15 protein-coding genes, 4 tRNA genes and 1 pseudogene are annotated in these 20,651 nt (G+C 63.2%); all 20 read right to left on the reverse strand.

All coding sequences use genetic code 11. The annotated features are described in order from the left end of the window. Window positions 1-151: 151 nt before the first annotated feature. Window positions 152-1,453: a trigger factor gene (gene tig / locus DWW51_RS03895; protein ID WP_231501567.1), complete on the reverse strand. Its 1,302-nt coding sequence runs from the start codon at window positions 1,451-1,453 to the stop codon at window positions 152-154. A gap of 88 nt (window positions 1,454-1,541) precedes the next feature. Next, window positions 1,542-1,625 (reverse strand) — tRNA-Leu (locus DWW51_RS03900). A gap of 140 nt (window positions 1,626-1,765) precedes the next feature. Continuing rightward, window positions 1,766-3,976: a xanthine dehydrogenase family protein molybdopterin-binding subunit gene (locus DWW51_RS03905; RefSeq protein ID WP_369832562.1), complete on the reverse strand. Its 2,211-nt coding sequence runs from the start codon at window positions 3,974-3,976 to the stop codon at window positions 1,766-1,768. Window positions 3,977-4,153: 177 nt separating this feature from the next. Beyond that, window positions 4,154-4,597 (reverse strand): annotated as a pseudogene (locus DWW51_RS10480) ((2Fe-2S)-binding protein); the annotation flags it as partial. Continuing rightward, window positions 4,597-5,499, reverse strand: a complete 903-nt coding sequence (locus tag DWW51_RS03910; protein ID WP_197032160.1) for a xanthine dehydrogenase family protein subunit M — start codon at window positions 5,497-5,499, stop codon at window positions 4,597-4,599. The gene DWW51_RS03910 and the pseudogene DWW51_RS10480, both read right to left, overlap by 1 nt. Before the next feature lie 132 nt (window positions 5,500-5,631). After that, a complete protein-coding gene (gene gdhA / locus DWW51_RS03915) occupies window positions 5,632-6,987 on the reverse strand; it encodes an NADP-specific glutamate dehydrogenase (protein ID WP_117773601.1) in 1,356 nt (451 codons plus the stop codon). A 264-nt stretch (window positions 6,988-7,251) separates the two neighbouring features. Continuing rightward, window positions 7,252-7,348, reverse strand: a tRNA-Sec gene (locus DWW51_RS10225). Window positions 7,349-7,562: 214 nt separating this feature from the next. Continuing rightward, a complete protein-coding gene (gene selB / locus DWW51_RS03920; RefSeq protein ID WP_117773602.1) occupies window positions 7,563-9,533 on the reverse strand; it encodes a selenocysteine-specific translation elongation factor in 1,971 nt (656 codons plus the stop codon). Continuing rightward, entirely contained in the window at window positions 9,530-10,987 is a 1,458-nt protein-coding gene (gene selA, locus DWW51_RS03925) for an L-seryl-tRNA(Sec) selenium transferase (protein ID WP_197032161.1), read from the reverse strand. Before selA ends, selB begins: the two co-directional genes overlap by 4 nt. Before the next feature lie 184 nt (window positions 10,988-11,171). Next, a complete protein-coding gene (locus DWW51_RS03930) occupies window positions 11,172-12,008 on the reverse strand; it encodes a formate/nitrite transporter family protein (protein ID WP_117773604.1) in 837 nt (278 codons plus the stop codon). 116 nt (window positions 12,009-12,124) lie between these two features. Continuing rightward, window positions 12,125-12,198, reverse strand: a tRNA-Gly gene (locus DWW51_RS03935). Window positions 12,199-12,204: 6 nt separating this feature from the next. Further along, a tRNA-Pro gene (locus tag DWW51_RS03940) sits at window positions 12,205-12,281 on the reverse strand. Between the two features lie 91 nt (window positions 12,282-12,372). Then, window positions 12,373-13,731 (reverse strand): branched-chain amino acid transport system II carrier protein, encoded by a 1,359-nt coding sequence (gene brnQ / locus DWW51_RS03945; RefSeq protein ID WP_117773605.1) that lies wholly within the window; start codon window positions 13,729-13,731, stop codon window positions 12,373-12,375. Window positions 13,732-13,797: 66 nt separating this feature from the next. Next, window positions 13,798-14,937, reverse strand: a complete 1,140-nt coding sequence (locus tag DWW51_RS03950) for an aminotransferase class V-fold PLP-dependent enzyme (protein WP_117773606.1) — start codon at window positions 14,935-14,937, stop codon at window positions 13,798-13,800. Next, window positions 14,934-15,185, reverse strand: coding sequence for a DUF3343 domain-containing protein (locus tag DWW51_RS03955; protein ID WP_117773607.1), 252 nt, complete (start codon window positions 15,183-15,185; stop codon window positions 14,934-14,936). The genes DWW51_RS03950 and DWW51_RS03955 overlap by 4 nt, the downstream gene beginning before the upstream one ends. 19 nt (window positions 15,186-15,204) lie before the next feature. Then, a complete protein-coding gene (gene yedF / locus DWW51_RS03960) occupies window positions 15,205-15,831 on the reverse strand; it encodes a sulfurtransferase-like selenium metabolism protein YedF (protein ID WP_117773608.1) in 627 nt (208 codons plus the stop codon). A 61-nt stretch (window positions 15,832-15,892) separates the two neighbouring features. Continuing rightward, the gene (selD, locus tag DWW51_RS03965; protein ID WP_117773609.1) at window positions 15,893-16,942 is read right to left on the reverse strand and encodes a selenide, water dikinase SelD; all 1,050 of its coding nucleotides are present in this window, start codon (window positions 16,940-16,942) and stop codon (window positions 15,893-15,895) included. Window positions 16,943-17,024: 82 nt separating this feature from the next. Beyond that, window positions 17,025-17,789: an acyl-CoA dehydratase activase gene (locus DWW51_RS03970; protein ID WP_117773610.1), complete on the reverse strand. Its 765-nt coding sequence runs from the start codon at window positions 17,787-17,789 to the stop codon at window positions 17,025-17,027. Window positions 17,790-17,948: 159 nt separating this feature from the next. Beyond that, entirely contained in the window at window positions 17,949-19,115 is a 1,167-nt protein-coding gene (locus DWW51_RS03975; protein WP_197032163.1) for a double-cubane-cluster-containing anaerobic reductase, read from the reverse strand. Window positions 19,116-19,577: 462 nt separating this feature from the next. Next, window positions 19,578-20,648, reverse strand: coding sequence for a sulfate/molybdate ABC transporter ATP-binding protein (locus DWW51_RS03980; protein ID WP_117757034.1), 1,071 nt, complete (start codon window positions 20,646-20,648; stop codon window positions 19,578-19,580). Window positions 20,649-20,651: the final 3 nt, after the last annotated feature.

The following is a 20,651-nucleotide window of genomic DNA, read 5'->3' on the forward strand; positions in this document are numbered from 1 at the left end:
TTTCTCTTACGGACCAATAGTGGCTCTAGACAAACGTACGGTGCCCGCATGCTATGCATTGGCTGGCACCGTACGAAGCAACCGGATAACCGGCTTATAACTTTACCCCATCACGGGCACATACATGCGCTCGCGTGCAAGGTGGCGAGAATTACTCGGCGTCCTTGGCGGTCTCGTCGACCTCAGTCACCTTGGCGTTCTCGACCAGGTGATCGACGGCCTTGGAGCGACGGATGGACTCGCGGACGGCAGGCATGCGGCCATCGGCGATGAACTCGGCCTTGGAAGCCTCGACGTCCTTGACGCCAGCCTTCTCGAACTCGGCGTTGATGTCGTCCTCGGTGACCTCAATCTTGAGCTCACGGGCGAGAGCGTCGAGCGCCAGGGACTCACGGGCAACGTCGTTGGCCTGCTTGTGCAGGTCGCCGATGAACTGCTCCATGGTCAGGCCGGAAGCGGGCAGCCAGGTGTCCAGCGTCATGCCGCGGGCAGCGAGGTTGGACAGGAAGTTCTGGCCAAGCTCCTCAAAGACGGACTGCTCGTAGTCGGCGTCCATCTCGTCGAGCTGCAGGCGCTCGGCGAGAGCGGAGACGCAACGGTTCTCCTTCTCGGCCGGGAGGCGGGAAGCCTTGTCCTGCTCGATCTCGATCTTGATGGCGTCGCGCATAGCGTCGATGCTGTCGAAGCCAAAGTCAGACTTGACGAGCTCGTCGGTGAGCTCGGGGGTGTTGCGGACCTTGATGCCCTTGACGGTGACCTCGACGGTGTGGGTCTCGGCCTCCTCGCCCTCCTCGGCCTCGTCGGTCCAGGTGACGGACTTGACGTCGTCAACGTTGGCGCCGATCAGAGCCTCGTTGAACTCGGCGGGGTTGCTGTCGCTACCGGCGATGAGCATACGGCCCTCGGCGGCAAAGTTGTCGGCGTTCTCGACGGCCTTGAGGTCGACGGTAACGTAGTCCTCGGACTCGACAGCGCGGCCCTCGACGTCCTCGAAGGTGGCACGGTAGTTGAGGAGCATCTCGACCTGGTTGTTGATCTCGGACTCGGTGACCTCCGCAGGGGGCATCTCGATCTCGACAGCGTCGAAGGAGGAGAGCTCAGCGGCGGGACGCAGGGAGAACTCGACGGTGTAGGTGTAGTCCTCGTGATCCTTGGCGAGGTCGAGCTCCTTGTAGTCACCGCTCTTGGTGGGGACGATGTCCAGCTCGTTGAGGACGGCGGGCTCGTTGGCGGCGATCAGGTCGTTGGTGGCCTGAGCAAGGGTAGCCTCGGCGCCAAGAGCGGAATCGATGACCGGACGGGGAGCCTTGCCGGCACGGAAGCCCGGGAAGCGGTACTTCTTGGCGGTGTCCTTGTAGGCCTTCTTGATCGCGGCGTCGACGTCGGCGGCCGGGATGGTGACCGTAGCGGTGAGCTTGGCGTCCTTGACGTCAGAAGCGGTGATGTTCAACACGTTCCTCCTCATACTGCCCAGCTTATCTGAGGTGCTGGTACCTTTATGCAACAAAGAGTCGCGACGGCCGAAGCCGACGCAGATGCGTTGGTGCGGGCGAAAGGACTCGAACCTTCACGGGAATCCCACCAGAACCTAAATCTGGCGCGTCTACCAATTCCGCCACGCCCGCATGAGCGCACAGACTAGGAATGATAGCAGATACGAACGACAAGCGCACGCACACGTTTTACAGGCTCACGACCTCACCACGAGTGCGAAAGGCGGGGCGAGTTGCCCCGCCCCGCCCATTACGACTTGTTCGCCGACCCGCTACTCCCCCAGCAGGGCCTTCTCGGGCGTGATCGGCAGCGAGCGCACCTGGTGGCCGGTGGCGTGTGCCACGGCCGAGGCCACGGCGGCGAGCGGCGTGTTAATGACGACCTCGCCGATCGACTTGGCGCCAAACGGGCCCGTAGGCTCGTAGCTCGGCTCAAAGGCCACGCGAATACTGCCGATGTCCAGGCGCGTGGGCAGCTTGTAGCTCATAAAGTTGCCGGTGCGCAGGCGGCCGCGGTCGTCGTGCTCGACGATCTCGTAGAGCGCGTGGCCGATGCCCTGGGCAATGCCGCCCTCGGCCTGGACGCGCGCGAGTGCCTCGTTGATCACGGTGCCGCAGTCCACAGCCGCCGCGTAGTCCACCACAGTCACCTTGCCGGTGGCCTTGTCGACCTCGACCTCGGCAATGCCGGCCATAAACGGCGGAGGCGAAACGGGCAGGCAGGCAGAAGCATGCGAGGTGAGCGCGTCGCCGCCCGCGATGTTCTTGACGCACAGGTTGGCAAAGTCGCGCAGCGTGAGGTAGCGGTTCTGCTCGCGCGCGGCGCGCTCGTCGGACAGACGCACGTACTGGCCATCGAAAACCACGTCGGCGGCGTCCACATCCCACATCTGGGCGGCCTTGGCACAAATCTTCTCACGCAGCTCGGTCGCGGCGTTCTTGGCGGCAAGGCCCGTCACGTAGGTACCGGAGCTCGCGTACGAACCGGCGTCGAACGGCGACACGTCGGTGTCCACGCCGCGCACCACGATCAGCGAGCTCTCCACGCCCAGCTCCTCGGCGGCAATCTGCGCCAGGATCGTGTCGACGCCCATGCCGTTATCGGTGGCGCCGGTGCCGATGGTAATGAAGCCGTCCTCTTCCAGGCGCATGTCGATGCCGGCGATATCAACGTTGGAAATGCCCGAGCCCTGCATGGTGAGCGCACAGCCCAGAGCACGCACGCGGTCGCCCAGGTCCACAGCCAGCGGCTTGTCGCGCCAGCCGATCATGTCCATCGCGCGCAGCAGGCAGCGGTCGAGCGCGCAGGCGTTGAGCTTCTCGTTGTAGTACTGCGGCATGATCTCGCCCTCGCGCACGATGTTCTTAAGGCGCAGGTCGGCGGGGTCCATGTGCAGCATGTCGGCAAGCTCGTTGACGGCGCTCTCCACGGCAAACTGGCCCTGGGTGGCACCGTAGCCGCGATACGCGCCGCCGCGGTTGGTATTGGTGTAGACGGCGTCCCAGCTAAAGCGGCTCGCCTTCACGTGGTTGTAGATGGGCAGGCTCTTGTGGCCCGACAGGCCGATCGTCGTGGTAGCGTGCTCGCCGTACGCACCGGCGTTGGACAGCGTATGCAGATCGATGGCCGTGATGGTGCCGTCGTTCATGGCACCCAACTTGACGGTCATCTGCATCTGGTGGCGCGAGTTGCCCGCGGTGATGGTCTCCTCGCGGGTGTAGCAGCAGTAGCTCGGACGGCCGGTCTGCTGGGTCACGAACGCAACGAAGATCTCGCAGCAGCCCGTCTGCTTGGAGCCAAAGCCGCCGCCGATGCGCGGCTTAATGACCTGCACCTGCGACTGCGGAATGTCGAGCGACTGCGCGACCATGCGGCGCACGTGGAAGGGCACCTGCGTAGAGGTGGTCACCGAGATGCGGCCGAACGCGTCGGTCGTCGCGAAGGCGCGGAAGGTCTCCATGGGCGCAGTCTGCGTGGCCTGGCTGGTGTAGGTGCGCTCAAAGACGATGTCGCTCTGGGCGAAGGCCTCGTCAAGGTCGCCAAAGTCGCTCGTACCGCTGCACACCAGGTTGCGCGGGACATCGCCGCCCTGCGGGAACATAAAGGTCACGTCGCCCTCGGGGTGGACCACGATATCGTTATCGAGTGCCTGGGTAAAGTCGAGCAGGGGCTCGAGCACCTCATAGTCGACCTTGATGAGCTTGAGCGCCTTGTCGGCAGCCTCCTCGGTCTCGGCAGCGACGATCGCCACCTCCTCGTTTTGGTAGCGCACAAGGTTCTCGAGAATCAGGCGGTCGTAGGGACTCGGCTGCGGATAGCTCTGACCGGCGATAGTAAAGCGGCGCTTGGGCACGTCCTCGTAAGTGTAGACGCCCACGACGCCGGGCACCTTCAGGGCGCGCGACGTATCGATGGAGCGGATCTTGGCGCGGGCATAGGGGCTGCGCTTGAGTTTGACGATGAGCGCGCCGGCGGGCACCATATCGCCCGTGTAGACGGGACGGCCCTCGAGCAGCGCCTTCGAGTCCTTCTTGGGCTGCTTATGGGTGATCTGCTTGTACGAGACACCGTCGCAGCTGGTGTCGTTGACCGGCAGTTCGGGCATCTCAAAGCCCACCTGCACGCCGGACTCGTTGAGGAAGCGGACAATGGCGCGCAGTTGGCTCTCGTAGCCGCTGCAACGGCAGAGGTTGCCGGCGAGCTGGCGCGACAGCTCCTCGCGCGTGGCGACGAGGCTCGGGTCCTCCTTGGCGGCGCGGGCAAGCGCCAGCACGTTCATGATAAGGCCGGGGGCGCAAAAACCGCACTGCTCGGCGCCTTCGGCAGCCATCGCGAGGGCAAGCGCCTCGGACTCAGCCTTGAGACCCTCGAGCGTGGTGATGGTATGGCCCTCGACGCGCGCGGCGGGAACCGAGCAGCTCAGCACCGGGTCGCCGTCGAGCCACACCGTGCACAGGCCGCAGTTGGTGGTCTCGCAGGCGCAGCGCACTGACACGCAACCCTGCTCACGCAAAAGCGCAAGGAGCATAGTGTCGGGGGCAATCTGAACCTTGACCTTGCGGCCGTTGAGCGTAAAGGAAAGATCGATGAGTTTGGCAGCCATTAGCGCACCTCGCTAGAATCGACACCGGGCACACGGCGGCAGGAATACTCGTCCGTGGCAAACTTAGGGACCTGCACGGTCTCGAGCTCGCGGGCAAGCGCGGCCGAAAGCTCGATGCCGGCGGCGCGGCGCACGGCCTGGACGGCGAGCGGGGCCGAGATGCGACGGCGGTAGTCGGCCGAGCCCCACAGGTTGGTTCCGTAGCTCAGGGCACGCACGGATGCAGCAAGGGCGCGAAGCTCGTCCTCGGAAGGCTGCTCGTTGGTAAGGCCGCACGCCACGCCCTGCAGCAGGGTCGCGCGCAGCGGGCGGGCGCCCACGGTGACGTGCCAAGTGTTGTTCCACCAGGCGGCGGTGACGTTTAAGGAGGGGAAGTCGGTCGCGGCCTTGCGCACGGCCTCGTAGCTCGCACGGTAGTCGTGCTTAACGACCACGACGTGCTCGATCACGTCGCGCACGTAACCCATCCGCACGAACTCGGCGAGCGGCACGCGGCCGGCGCCCGTCAGCTCAACATACGAATCGAGCGCCAGGAACGCCGAGAGAACGTCCGAGAAGCCAAAGCGGCCGTAGATGCTGCCGCCCACCGTGGCGGTATTGCGCAGCTGCACGCCCACGATGTCGTGGACGGCGAACTCAAAGACATTGTTGACAAGCGCGTTGAGCCCGGCATGACGCTCGAGCTGGCGCAGGGTGCACATGGCACCGATGCGAAACTCGGTCTCGGTCTCCTCGATCTGATCGAGTCCGCAGGCCGAAAGGTCAATCGCCGTCGCCACGCGACGCGAACCCAGACGCATCCAGATGCCGCCGCCCACAATCTTGTTGTTGCGGTTCTTCTGTAAGAGCTCATAGGCTTCGGCCGCGTTTCCAACACGGACGTAGGTACCGAACTTGAGCACGTTCTCCCCCATCTCTTCACTTGTCCAGTGTCCTCTAGTGTACCAAACGAGGGCGCACGGCCCTCACCACCATAGAAAAAGGCTCCCGGCACAAATGCTGGGAGCCTCATCAGTTGCTATGTCGAGCTGGATTTAGCAGACGCCCTGGGCGAGCATGGCGTCGGCGACCTTCAGGAAGCCGGCGATGTTGGCGCCCATGACAAAGTTGCCCTCCTCGCCGTACTCCTTGGCGGTGTCGTCCACGTTGTGGAACATGCCGCGCATGAGCTGCTCGAGCTTGCCGTCGACCTCCTCGAAGGTCCAGGACAGGTGCTCGGCGTTCTGGCTCATCTCCAGGCCGGACACGAGCACACCACCGGCGTTGGCAGCCTTGCCGGGCATAAAGGCGACGCCGTTCTCCTGGAAGTAAGTCGTGGCCTCGATGGTCGTGGGCATGTTCGCGCCCTCGCCGACCACCTTGCAGCCGTTGGCGACGAGCGCCTGGGCGTCCTCGAGCAGCAGCGTATTCTCACGAGCGCAGGGCAGCGCGATGTCGCAGGGCAGCTGCCACACGCCACGACCGTCGCCCTCGTGCCACACGGCACCGGGCTTCTCGTCAACGTACATGGCGAGCGTGACGCCCTTGTCGTGGCCGGAGCGCTTCTTGTTGTAGACGTGCTCGAGCACGGAGTAGTCGATGCCGTCGGGATCCTCGACCCAGCCGTGGGTGTCGGAGCAGGCCAGCACCTTGCCGCCGAGCTGCGCAACCTTCTGGACGGCGTAGATAGCGACGTTGCCGGAGCCGTGAACGACGACGTTCTTGCCCTCGAAGGAGTCGCCGCGGCTCTTGAGGTACTCGTCCACAAAGTAGACCAGGCCGTAGCCGGTGGCCTCGGTACGGGCGAGCGAGCCGCCAAAGGAGAGGCCCTTGCCGGTAAGGACGCCGGTCCACTCGTTGGTCAGGCGCTTGTACTGACCGAACATGTAGGCAACCTCGCGGCCACCAACGCCCAGGTCGCCGGCGGGAACGTCGGTGTTGGGGCCAATGTGGCGATAGAGTTCGGTCATGAAGGACTGGCAGAAGTGCATGATCTCGTTGTTGGACTTGCCCTTGGGGTCAAAGTCGGAGCCGCCCTTGCCGCCGCCCATGGGAAGGGTGGTCAGGCTGTTCTTGAGGATCTGCTCCAGGCCCAGGAACTTGAGCATGCCCAGGGTGACCGTCGGGTTAAAGCGCAGGCCGCCCTTGTAGGGTCCGATGGCAGAGTTGAACTCGACACGATAGCCGCGGTTGACCTGAACCTTGCCCTGGTCATCGACCCAGGGGACACGGAACATAACGATGCGCTCGGGCTCGACGAGGCGCTCAAGCAGGGCGGCCTCCTCGTACTCGGGATGGGCGTCGAGCGCCGGCTGGATGGTGCCGAGGATCTCGGTCGCGGCCTGGATGAACTCAGGCTGCTCGGGATAGCGGGCCTTGAGCTCGTCGAGAACTTTCTGCGTGTAGCTCATGCTTCCTCCAATGATGGGAAACGAAAAATGTTGATCGCGGCACCCCATGCGCCGCGAACTTTATCGTTTATGGATAATATCGCACTGTTGCGGGAAAATTTCGCATAAGCCGACGAGCAGATGTTTCGTTTTGATTACGATGCAGGTAGAAGCGTTTTTGAGCACCCGACGTACAAATCGCGTGTTTCGAAGCTGTTTCGTCCGCATGTTCCAAACCACCACATTGGGGACAGGCACCTTTGTGGTGGTTTTGGCGAGATGCGTTGGCGGGAACGTATGTGAATCGAACACATCCAAGACGTTTTGCACGCCTCGCAACGGTTTTGAGGACCGCGGGGCCCACCGGAGCCCATCCGTTCCCAAGCGTGGCGGTATTTTACCAAACGAACAGGGTCGCGCCACGAAAACGGCCCATCTACTACGTTTAACCTGCAGGGGTTGACCATACCCGCTTTTTCGTAACATCGGCAAGTCGTCTACCTGCGGTTTTGTTTTTGCGGTTTTTGAAATGGTCGAGGGTAGTCACTTAAACGTAGTAGATAGGCCGGTTTTGTGGCGAGCGGCGATTCGGAGCCCTAGCGCAGGGATCTGAGACCGCCGGCCTCCTTGTTGAGCGTCGTAAAACGCACCGCATCCAGGTGCTCCAAGATGCTAATGGCTCGTTTGCGCGACACGCCTAAGGCCTCGCGCAGCACACTCGTCGTGGCAACGCCGCCAGCAGCCTCGATAGCCGCGGCGACGACCTCACGCGCATGGGCCTCGGCGGCGGCAGACAAGGCAACGTCGCGTTCGATCTTAACGATCGCGCGGTTGAGCGAAAGCTCGCGCAGGGCACGCGTCATGGTGTCGCGATCGAGCTGCAGACGCTCACCCACCTCGGGCAGCGTCGCCGCACCGAGACCCGCCTCGTCGAGGGCGGCCACGATGCGCTGGCTCGCCTCGCGCACCACACGTATCGCCGCAGCGGCAGAGTGCGGGTCGAACACCTCGGCACCGTCGACGGTGCACACGCCGCGCGCACAGCCCTCGAGAACGAGCGCGGACGCAATGTCTTCGCCCGCTGTCGGCCAGGCGGCATGCGCGACCTCGCCCGGCGTGAAACCCGTCTGCTTGGGCGCGGCCCCGTGCATGGCGGCCAACGTGACGGAGAGCGTGGCGAGGGCGGCATCGAGCACAGCGGGGGCGGCATAGAGCTCCTCGGTCGAGCGCTCGGCATGAAGCGCCACGGCGTCACCCGAGGAAACCGCCCCGTGCAGGAGCGCAGCCGCCTCGGCACCCGAAAGATCGAGAGCACGGGCTGCGGCCGCGGCAGGCACGGGCAGGCGCTGCAGCCCCAACCATGCGGCAACGGCGGCGGCGCGGTCGTCGGCATCCAGGGCCCCGAGCAGCGCGCACTCGCCCGCGGAGAGGACGCGCGAGCGGCGACACCGCGAAAGAAGAACACGACCGCCGCCGATAAGCACCACCGGCGAGAACGCGAGCACAATGAGGCCGTCGCCCGATCGCACGGGAAGGCGCTCCTCCAGACGGACCTGCACGATGCGGGTCTCGCCAGCCTCAATAGGACCCTCACCCTCCATGAGCATGATACGGCCGAGGACCTCTGCCGTGCCCACCATCACGTGGACGCGCGTGCCGGACTCGAAGGGCACGGGCTTGGCGCCCTCGCGCCCCAGATAGGTGAAGCGCGCGATAAGCCTGAGCGTCGAGCCCTCGGCACCAGACCCGCAGAGGACCTCGCCGCGCGGAAGGTCGCCCGCGCCGTCGCCCACGATGTTGAGCGCCACGCGCTGTCCGGGCAACGCCCGAGGAGTATCGCCATGCACCTGAATCCCGCGAACGCGGCAGCGCACGCCCGCGGGACTCGAAACGAGCTCATCGCCCACCGCCACGGGGGCATCGTGAAGCGTGCCCGTGACGACCGTCCCGGATCCCTTGATGGTGAAGCAGCGGTCGATGGGCAGGCGCGGGGCCAGACAGGGGCGCACCGGGCGGGATGCGGCATCGGCCAGGAAAGAGTCGATAGCGGTATCGAGGGCAAGGCGAACGTCCTCGATACCCGCACCCGTGCGAGAGGAAACGGGCACCACGGGCGCATTGGCAAAGACGGTATCGCCGAGGAAATCCATCACGTCAAGCTCGGCGAGCTCCGCCGTCTCGTCATCGGCCAGATCGCGCATCGTAAGCGCAACGACCATTTGCGTCACACCCAACAGCTCCAGTACGCGAACATGCTCGCGGGTCTGCGGCATCACGCCCTCAACGGCAGAAACCACCAGCAACGCAACGTCCACGCCGGTGGCACCCTGTACCATCGCGCGCAGGTAGTGCGCATGCCCGGGCACGTCGACCAGGCCGACAAGCTTGCCGCTGGGAAGCTCGAGCTCGCCAAAGCCGAGCTCCGTAGTCATGCCTCGGCGTCGCTCGACCTCCAGACGGTCGGGATTTTTGCCGGTCAGCGCCTCGATAAGGGCCGACTTTCCGTGGTCGACGTGTCCTGCTGTTCCAACGACAACGGGACACTCGACAAGCTTACGCGCAGTCATCGACGCAAACCCGCCCGCACGGTATCCGCCAACGCAGACGCACACAGGTCAAGGTCGGTGTCGTGCAAAAGCGTGCGAACGTCAAACAGCACCTGGTCGTGGCGCACGCGTGTCACAACCGGCGTATCGGGCTCCTGTACCATAGCGCGCTTTAGGCCATCGGCGGATAGACGCCCATCGACGGGACAGACGGCAACGCAAAATGTAGGGAGCTCGACAGTCGGCAGCGATCCGCCGCCGGGAGTAGAGGCGCCCTCGACAACCTGCAGCTCCACGGCCTCCTCGCACTGAGCCTCGCGAAGCTTGCGCAGCATGCGGTCGTGCAGGCGCTTGGCCTGGCGCTCGAGCGGAGCCGGCGCGCCGGAAAGCATGTTGAGTACCGGGATCTCCCGATGCGCCGCGTCGGGACCGGTCACATACAGTCGCAAAGTGGCCTCGAGCGCCGCGAGCGTGAGCTTGCCAGGGCGAAGCGCGCGCATAAGAGGATGCGAGGCACAGGCGGCGATTACTTGGGCGCTGCCGAGAATAATGCCTGCCTGCGAGGCGCCGAGCAGCTTGTCACCCGAGCACGAGACGACGTCAACGCAGGCGCAAAGCGAGGCGGACGTGGGCTTCTCCCCCGCATCGGCGAGCACCCCGTCTGCAAGCAAAGCGCCCGAGCCCTGATCCTCGTACAGCAACAGCCCGTGCTCATGCGCCAGCGCGGAAAGCTCCGCCGCGGAAACCTCCTCGTGGAAGCCCTCGATACGGTAATTAGAAGGATGAACTTTCAAGATCATCGCCGTGTTGGGCGTAATGGCGCTTCGATAATCGTCCAGATGTGTGCGGTTGGTAGAGCCAACCTCGACAAGCTTGGCACCCGAAGCCGCCATGATGTCGGGGATGCGGAAGCTGCCGCCCACCTCGACAAGCTCGCCGCGGCTCACGATGACCTCTTTGCCAGCCGCGTGCGCGGCAAGCACCAGCAGCACCGCGGCGGCATTGTTGTTGACAACCAAGGCGTCCTGCGCCCCCGTGAGCGTGCGCAGCAGGCGTGCGGCATGCTCCTTGCGGCCCCCGCGAGCGCAGATTGAGACGTCATACTCAAGCGTGCTGTAGCCTCGGGCGACATCGGTCACCGCCTGCACCGCCGCGGGAGCGAGCGGAGCGCGGCCCAGATTGGTGTGAATCACAACGCCCGTCGCGTTGACGGCAGGGCGCAGGGTCGGCAGCGACAGGCGATGGGTCCGCTGCTCAATTGCCAAGGCGAGCTCGCGCTTGTTCCTTGCAGGGGCGCCGGAGCGAATCGCCGCGCGCTCGGCATCGAGCTCGGCGTCAATCGCCTCGCGTACCATCGTGTCGCCTGCATCGCCAGCAGCCTTCATGACCGGCCACTCGGCAAGCAACTCGTGAACGGCGGGAATGGAACGCAGGCGGCCGCGCACCTCGGCAGACATGGATTCGCAGTCGCTCATGAAAAGCCTTTCGACATGTTCAATAAATAGCTGGTCCCCCGCGATCGTCATCGGGCAAAAAAATACCGGCGCGCACGCAAAAGGGACAGATCCATTATGGCAGCTCGTGACAAGACGTCGAAGCGCCTCGTCCAAAACCTGCCAAATAAACCTGTCCCTCTTTGGTCGGTTATGTCTTGGGTCCTTAGGCCTCCCTGTTGGCGTAGATAAACCAGTAGCCCAGCGCCACGATCAGGGCGCCACCCACGATATTGCCCAGCGTGGCGACCGTAAGGTTGAGCGCCAACCCGGCAGCATTGAGGGCATCGGCGCCGGCGACATCGGCTCCATAGCCGCAGGAGTGCATCAAAATGCCCATAGGCAAAAAGTACATGTTGGCAACGCAGTGCTCAAAACCGCAGGCCACAAAGGCGGCAATGGGCAGCAGAATGCCCACGACCTTATCGACCACGGTCTTGCCGGCGGTACCGATCCATACGGCCAGGCACACAAAGATGTTGCACAGAATGCCGCGGAAGAAGATGGTGACGGCGCCGATCGTAACCTTACCGGCGGCGACACTCACCATGGTGTTGGCGACGACCTCGCCGTTGAGTTTGTAAATGGCTGCCATGTAAATCAAAAAGACAACGAACAGGGCGCCGGCAAAGTTGCCGATCCACACAATAGCCCAAGCCTTGAGCATCTGGACGAGCGTGATCTTTTTGCTCTTAAGCGCGCAGACCATAAGCGAGTTGCCGGTAAACAGTTCCGCGCCGCAAATGAGCACGAGCACCAGTCCCAGGCAAAAAGCAAGACCGCCCACGAAGCGCTGGGCGCCCCAGCAAAGCGTGGGATCGCTCAGAAAGACCGTGAAGAACAGGCCGCCGAAGGCGATGAACGCGCCGGCGAACATGGCGAGCAAAAAGGCCTTCGAGACCGGCAGGTTGGCCTTGGTAACGCCTGCGGCCTCGGTCTTCGCCTCGATCGCGGCGGGCGCCAGGCAATCGGAGGTGGGATATTCTGCCTTGAAATCTGCCATGTCAGTCACTTCTTTCCTAATCAGCAGGGACGAGCATTGCCAATGCAAAGGCCCCGCGTCGGACGGTCAAAACAAAACAGGTCAGAAGTAAACGTACCTCTGACCTGCAAATTACTTGGAGCGGGCGACGGGAATCGAACCCGCGTCATCAGCTTGGAAGGCTGGGGTTCTACCATTGAACTACGCCCGCAAGATATGGTCGGGACGACAGGATTTGAACCTGCGACATCCTGCTCCCAAAGCAGGCGCGCTACCAAACTGCGCCACGTCCCGAAGGTGTTGAGCAGCTAAGGTCTAAACCTTGCGTGTCCCAAAGCGAAGGAAATTATAGGGGAGACTCCCCGCCTGTGCAAGCGACGATACCCTAGCTCCTCGAATGTGCGACAAACCGGCTGTGGAGCAGGCCAATCACAAACGCCACCACGGCAACCGGCACCCATGCGGCTCCAATGTCGGCCAGCGGCAGCGCATCGAACGGCAGCCACACGCCTGCAAAGAACGCGTCGCGGATCGAGGTGATCACGCTCTGCACCGCGACAACGCCGCCGACCCAGACCCACACCTGCGGATGCGCGTCGCAAAAACCGTGCACTAGACCCATAAGCACCAGAACAATTGCAACAGGGTACAGGGCGTTGAGCATGGGCACCGAGAACATGAGGATCACGTCGAGGCCCACGTTTGAGAGCACGCACGAAAACGCCGCGAACACAAAGGCGAGTATCGCAAAGGGACGGCGCATGGCCTCCTCGGAAGCCTCTGCTCCCCCTTCGACCACATACGTCTCGCAGAAGTAACGCGAGCAGCAGCTGATGAGGCCGATGCATACGTTCATGCAGGCGAGGAAGAAGATCGCAAAGACCACGACCGTGCCGGCAAGGCCAAAGTGCATGGAGGCCGAGCGGGCGAGGATGGCGGCTCCGTTGGTGGCATCGGGCATCACGGTGCTCAGCTGCGTGCCGGCAAGCGCCAGACCGCAGTAGATGATGGCCATGAGCACACCAGCGATCACGCCGGAGCGCGAAATCTCGAAGGCCACGCGCTTGTCGTCGGTAACGCCCAGCTCGTGGATGGTCTCGGCGATGATGATGCCAAAGGCGAGCGACGCGAGCAGGTCCATGGTCTGATAGCCGGTCAAAAAGCCCTGCACGGCGGCACCGGCATCGTAAGGAGCCTGCGGCGCGGCAGCGGAACCCAGCGGCGAGACCACGGCAGCGCCCACGACCAATACGATAAGGGCGATGAGCGCGGGGCCCGTAATGCGGCCGAGCACGCGCGTAATGACACCCGGGCGCAGCGTGAGCACAAAGGCGACGGCAAAGAAGGCGACGGCAAACACCAGGCGGGCCGTGCCGAGCGAGACACCCTCGGGCAGCAGCGGCACCAGCATCTCGAAGGCCGTGGAGCTCGTGCGCGGAATGGCCAGACACGGACCGATAGCCAGATACACCGCCGCGACAAAAAACTCGCCAAACTTGGGGTGCACACGACCGGCAAGCTCGCGCGCCGTTCCGGCAAGTGCCACGGCAATAAAGCCCATGACGGGAAGGCCGATGGCGGCAATCAGAAAGCCGAGCATGGCGAGCGGCGTGGCAGAGCCCGCCTGCAGCGCCAGCAGCGGCGGAATAATGAGGTTGCCGGCGCCAAAGAGCATCGAGAACAGGGCGATGCCGACGGTGAGGACATGGTCGGAGCGCAGACCGCGCGGGGCGGATGATGCCATAGGACCACCTTTCGGGTCGAAACAAAACGGGACGGGCAAAAGACCCGTCCCGCAAGTATATACGCTTTAGCAGGCTAAATCGTGCAGAGCGTCAATCGCGGTGTCGACTTCCTCGTCCGTGTTGAAATACCCAAACGAGAAGCGGACGACACCCTGGCGCTCGGTATCTAACGCACGGTGCATGAGTGGGGCGCAATGGGCACCGGGGCGCGTCGCAATCCCCCACCCTTGCATGAGCGTGTCCGAAATCTCGGCAGAGTCGATATCGCCCACGTTGAGCGACACGATCGCCGAGCGCGCGGGTTGGTTAAACGCACCGTAGAGCGCAATGCCGGGGATTTCGCGAGCACCGGCGAGGAAGCGCTCCGCAAGCGAACGCTCATGCGCCGCAATCGCCTCGACCCCGCCTTGTGCCTCGATAAAGTCGAGACCGGCAGAAAGGCCCGCGATGCCGTGGCCGTTGAGCGTGCCCGCCTCAAGGCGCGTGGGCCACTCAAGCGGCTGCAGCGCATCGAAACTGTGCACGCCCGTGCCGCCCATGGCCCACGGCGCCACGTCAATGCCCTCCGCCACGGCCAGCCCGCCGGTGCCTTGGGGTCCCATGAGCCCCTTGTGGCCGGTAAAGCACACGACGTCGAGCCCCATGGCTTGCATATCGATATGCGCCGTACCGGCAGACTGAGAGGCATCGACGATCACCAACGCGCCGGCCGCATGGGCGATGGCAGCCACACGCGAAACGTCGACCGCGTTGCCGGTCACATTGGAAGCATGCGTCACCACCACGGCACGCGTACCGGGCGTGACCAACCGCTCGAGCTCGTCGTAGTCGAGCGCGCCGTTCGCGTCGCAGCCCGCATGCTCAACCGTCACACCCTGCTCCGTCGCCAAGCGATTGAGCGGACGCAGCACCGAGTTGTGCTCAAGCACCGTCGTGACCACGCGGTCACCGGGACGCACCACGCCATTGATGGCGGTGTTGAGCGCCGCCGTGGAGTTGGGCGTAAAGCACACATGGTCCGCCCTCGGGCAGCCCAAAAGGCGCGCGAGCTTGGTACGGCAAGCGTGAATCGTACGAGCGGCATCGAGGGCACCCGACGTGGCACCGCGCCCGGCATTGCCGAGCGAGCACATCGCCTGCGTCACGGCATCGATGACCGTCTGAGGCTTGTGCATGGTCGTCGCCGCGTTATCCAGGTAGATCATCGCACGACCTCCCACATATCAATCACGGTATAGCCCTCGGTAGGAACGCCTGCCGCGGTAAGCTCGCTGCGCAGCAGCTCCTCATCGGCAGGCAACGCCTTCCACGCCAGGCCGCAGCCGGCAGCGACCTCCCCGGGCACGGGAATCGTTCGCCCGGGAAGGCCACGCTCAACGCACAGGGACTCGCAACCCATGGCGGCCGCCGTGGTGGGAAACGTGATGACAAGCGCCGGGCGCTTCTCCCTCATGGCAACTCCAACCAATACGCTACGGACGCACGACGCGCACGGCCTGTTCCATCTTCTCCACGATCACGTACATGTTCGTGACCTCACCCACCGCGAGCTGATCCTTAATGCCAAAGTGATCGAGGCAGGTGCCGCAGGTGAGAATCTCGACACCCTGCTCCGCCAGGCCCTTCAGGTCATCGAGCACCGGCGAGCCCTCGACGGTGAGCTTGGCGCCGCCGTTGTAGAACAGCATGGTCGCGGGCAGCTCCTCCTGCTGCGTCACGGCAAAGATAAACGCCTTCATGAGCTTGTGGCCCAGCTCGTCGTCGCCACGGCCCATGCAGTCGGTGTAGACGGAAATGACGAGCCTACCCTTGCCGGCGCTGGCATCACAGGAGGCAGCGCCATCCTGCTCGGGATCGGCCATGGCAACGGCGCCAGAGGTCGCCACGGTCACGTGCCACTCGGCGTCAGAAACCTTCTCGACCGAGGCCGTGCAGCCCTTCTCCTGCGCCATCTTGGAGATGTTCTTGACGGCGGTCTCGTTGTCGACCGAGGTCACGACGGCGCCCTCGCCATCGAGCTGCTTCAGAGCTTTGAGCGTCTTGACGACGGGCAGCGGGCAGGCATCGCCCATGGCATTGACTTCAATCTTGGTAGACATGGCAAATTCCTTTCGAAAGAGCCGTTCTAGAGAACGGCAAACAGTTACATAAACGTGCGGGCTAGCGAACAACGCGGACGGCAGGACCGCCCGGCTCCGCCTCGCACACGCGCCCGACAACGGCCGCGATGCGCCCCTCGGCATGCAGGCGACGCGCAAGCTCATCCACATCGGCAGCAGGCGCCGCGATGAGCAAACCACCCGAGGTCTGCGGATCGTACAGCGCATCCAACATGCCTGGCTCCAGGTCCTCGTCGGCAGCCACGCGCGGGCCAAAGAAGTCCTGGTTGCGGTAGGAGCCAGCGGGGATAATGCCAAGACGCGCCATGTCGAGCACCTGGTCAAAGAGCGGCACCGCCCCCGACGCAAGCTCAATCTGCACGCCCGAGCCCTCGGCCATCTCGCACGCATGCCCAATCAGGCCAAAGCCCGTAATGTCGGTGCAGCCGTGAAGTTCGAGCCCCTCGGCCAAACGGATCGGGGCCTCGTTGAGGGTGCGCATAGAATCAAACATCCGGCTGGCCTCGTCCTGCTCGATGAGCTCGCCCTTAATGGCCGTGGTGATAATGCCCGAGCCGATCGCCTTGGTCAGCAGTAGGACATCGCCCACGCGCGCACCGCTGTTGGCGAGCATGCGGTCGAGCGCGACAAAGCCGCTCACGGACAGGCCGTACTTGGGCTCGTCGTCGTTGATAGTGTGGCCACCCGCGATGGAGCAGCCCGCCTCGACGCACTTGTCGGCGCCACCCGCCAGAATCTGGCCAGCAGCCTCAACACCCAGGCAGCTGGGTATGCAGAGCAGGTTCATGGCATGACTCGGCCGCCCGCCCATAGCGTAGATGTCCGACAGCGAGTTGGCCGCGGCGATCTGGCCAAACAGAAACGGGTCATCGACCATCGGCGGGAAGAAGTCGATGGACTGCACGAGGCCCAAGTTGTCGCCAACGCGAAAGACGCTCGCATCGTCGGAGGTATCGAACCCCACGAGCAGGTTGTCGTTATGCACATTGGGTAAGTCGCCCAGGACCTGGGCGAGGGCTCCAGGAGCCAACTTAGCGGCTCAACCAGAGGCAGCGGTCATCTGCGTGAGCTTGATGAAATCGTCAGCCATCGATCCCTCCTCTCATAGGTCAATCTTTTCCTCCCAGTATACGCATGGTGGCGCCGAGAGCGGGCGATTTATCGCAAGCCCCCTACGCGAGCGCCTGTGCGCGAATGGCCGCACCGATAGCGCCGGCAAAGCGCGCCTGGGGCGAGGTCTCTACCGGCGAGCCCAACAGTGCGCCCAGACGCTCGACGACATAGGCGTTTTCGCACAGACCACCGGTCAGATAGTACGGGGCGCCCGCCGCCTGCCCGGCCATAGTGGCCACGCGCGACACGACGCTTTCGATCACACCGCGGGCGATGTTCTCGCGCGGCTCACCGCGACCGATCAGGCTGATGACCTCGCTTTCGGCGAACACCGTGCACATGCTGCTGATCTTGGTAGGTTCGCCGGAACGCGCCAGGTCGGCCATCTGCTGTTGAGAAATACCTAGGCGGTCGGCCATGATCTCCAAAAAGCGCCCCGTGCCGGCAGCGCATTTATCGTTCATGGCAAATTTAGCCACGCGGCCGCCTTTAAGCTGGATGACCTTGGTGTCCTGACCGCCCACATCGATCACGGTGCCATGGTCGCCAAACAGACGCACGGCACCGGTGCCGTGGCAGGTAATCTCGGTAACGACTTTATGCGCATAGGGCACGGCGACACGGCCGTAGCCGGTGGCGACCACACGAACATCCTTGGCGCACACGTCATAGCCGGCCGCTGCCAGTGCCTCGCGCAGCCGCTCGGAAGCATCGACCGATGAGAACCCGGTTGGCTGCACGCACGTCCACGCCACCGAACCCTCACCATCGACTACAGCGGCCTTAGCCGCCGTAGACCCGATATCGATCCCGATCCCTATCATGGCTCTCTCCTAATCGGCAAACTAATCAAACGATCAGACACCACTGCAACAACGGCCCTCTGGCGTCTGAGGTGCCCGAGATTCCGAGCGACAAGCCCGACGAAGCGTACTCAAGGTACGCGAGGAGGGTTGGAGCCGGAAGGTCGGGTGCCTCAGACGTCAGAGGGTCTCGATAAAGGCGGCGATACGGGTCTCGATTTGGCCCATGTCGCCATTGCTGTAGTCGGTCTCGATCTTCATGTACGGAATACCCGCACCCTCGACGGCCTCCTGCATGCGGGCACTCTCCACGTTAAAGGTGTGGCACGCCTGGAGCACGTTCTCCACTACGCCATCGATGTGATACTTCTCGCACATGGCCAGCGTATTTTCCATACGGCCGTCGTTGGGCGTCATGACCGAGCAGTTGATATCCAGGTAGCGGTCGGCGATGGCGCGAAGGATGTCGGGAGCCTCCGGGTCGATCATCATGGCCGCCGTGCGCTCGCCCGAGCAGTCGTCCATGCACACGACCACACCGCCGTTGGACTCGATGGTGCGACCGATCTTGTTGATCACGCCGCCCACCGGGCAGCCGGTGATCAGAATGCGCTTGGCATCCGCCGCGACCGGGCGCTCGCCCGCGTCGTAGGCCTCGCGCAGCTTGGCGACCTTTTGCTCCAGCTGCTGCGTATAGGCCTCGATATCAAAGCTGAACGTACCGGCAAACATGGTGCTCATCAGGTCGACGCCGCTCATGGCCGCCGGCTGGTTGGCCTGCAGTGCAAACATCTCGAGCTGGGCCGCACGCAAGCGGTTGCGACGACGGACGGCAGCGCGCAGGTCATCGTCGGTAATCGTGATGCCGTAGAAGCCCTCGAGCTCCTCCTTGAGCAGGCCGCACTCCTCGTACCAGCCTTCACGCTCGTAGGCACGATCGCGACCCTGCGGAAGATGCAGAATGTGCGTGCGCTTGAGCTCCCCCAGCAGCTCGTACATCTTCTTCTTGCCGTCGCAGGTGGTCTCACCGATGATCATGTCGCTGAAGTACGTAAACGGGCACTTTTGCGAGTAGGCAAAGCCGTAGGTCGACTTGATGAGCGGGCAGAGGTTTGCCGGCAGCACCTTCTCGGCCTCGCGGATCACCTCATCGGACGTACCGCACAGAGCGACACTTGCGGCCCCCGCGGCATCGATAATCTCGAGCGGCGTATAGCTGCACAGATACCCGATCAGGCGATTACCGGCCTGCTTGTAATCCTTGACGCGAATAAACGCGGCCTTGCGCTGCTCGTTGAACTCCTCAAACGTGCTGGGCAACTTGACCTCTTCGATTGCTTCAGCCATGACGGTTCCCCTCTCGAACCAAAAACGGATAACAGCGGTATCGATGCACGACGGGCGGCGATTGCCCGGCCGTGCTCAAAACCGGATTTTTAGGGAACCTACTTTGCGGTCGATTATTTAGTTGTGCGTCGTCTCTCCCGGAGCCGTGAACATACCTGCTCATATGCGGCTCCGAGCCATATACAGGGCGCGCGCCGCAATACGACACGAATATGTCATCTGCGGCATCGACGCACCCTCCTATTTCTTATCGAAGGCAATTATACCGGCGGTCGTCGTCCAGACGAACACCGCCGACACACGTACGACAGCATCGGAGCACAAGATGTCTAATGCCCGAACCTACCCTCTGATAATTATTTATCATATTGATAAGGTTTTGTCAGTCTAGATTCGGCAAACGGTCGCGCTTCTAGGCGACCGAGGCCCCGCATGTGACAAAGGGACTGTCCCTTTGTCACATTATCGACAAACCAGATGAATTCTCTTGGCATCGAAGTGCATGCGCAGGGTCTCGTCGGCCTGCGGCAGCTCGTCGGAAGCCACGCTCACCTTGTTGACCTTCCACTGCAGACGCGTGGGCGCATCGACACGTGGCACATCCAACAGCACCAGCCGCTCAAAGCGCGAATCGCTCACCCGGGCCACGTGTAAGTCGTAGCTGTTACGACCCCGCTCGGCACGGTTGTCAACATGGAAGTAACTTGCGCGAATCCCCAGGTACGCCACATCATCAGGAACCTCGCGACCCACATTAAAGGTCATGCCCCAGTCGAGAGCCTCAACTTCTTCGTCGCCGATCTTGCACGCCCGGCTTGTGTTCTTGCAGCCCGTCAAGCGCAGCGCGGCCAAGGTTTGCGGCCGGCGGACCACATCTTCGACGGAGCCGATCTCCTCCACATGCCCGTTATGCATCACGCAAATGCGCTGGCACAGGCGACACGCTTCGTCGATATCGTGGCTCACGTAGAGCACGGTGCGGTTGCACACGTCGAACAGGTCGAGCATGTTCTGCTCGAGCGCGCTCTTAAGGTAGGCATCGAGCGCGCTCATGGGCTCGTCGAACATAAAAATGCCCGGGTGTGCCGCCACCATGCGCGCAAGCGCCACGCGCTGCTGCTGACCACCCGAGAGGCGTGCGGGATAGCGGTCGGCAAAATCGGCCAGACCAAAAATGCCCAGATAGCGCTCGGCGAGCTTTTTGCGTGCAGCGACGTCACCCGCATCCTGTACGCCGGCGCACACGTTATCGGCCACCGTCATATTGGGAAACAGCTGATAGTTTTGGAACAGCAGGGCGCATTTACGCTCCTGGGGCGATAGGTTGATGCCCGCCGCCGAATCAAAAAAGGTCACGCCGTTGACGACGATCTTGCCCTCGTCGGGCGTCTCCACACCGGCAATGCAGCGTAGCGTACAGCTCTTGCCGCACCCCGAGGCGCCCAGCAGCGCCACGCGCTCCTCTCCAGCCTCAAGCTGCATATCGAGCGTAAACCCGGGATAGCGCTTTTTGATATCCAGAACGATCGACATGGC

This window comes from Collinsella sp. AF15-51, from assembly GCF_003462845.1.
In the GTDB taxonomy this organism is placed as follows: domain Bacteria; phylum Actinomycetota; class Coriobacteriia; order Coriobacteriales; family Coriobacteriaceae; genus Collinsella.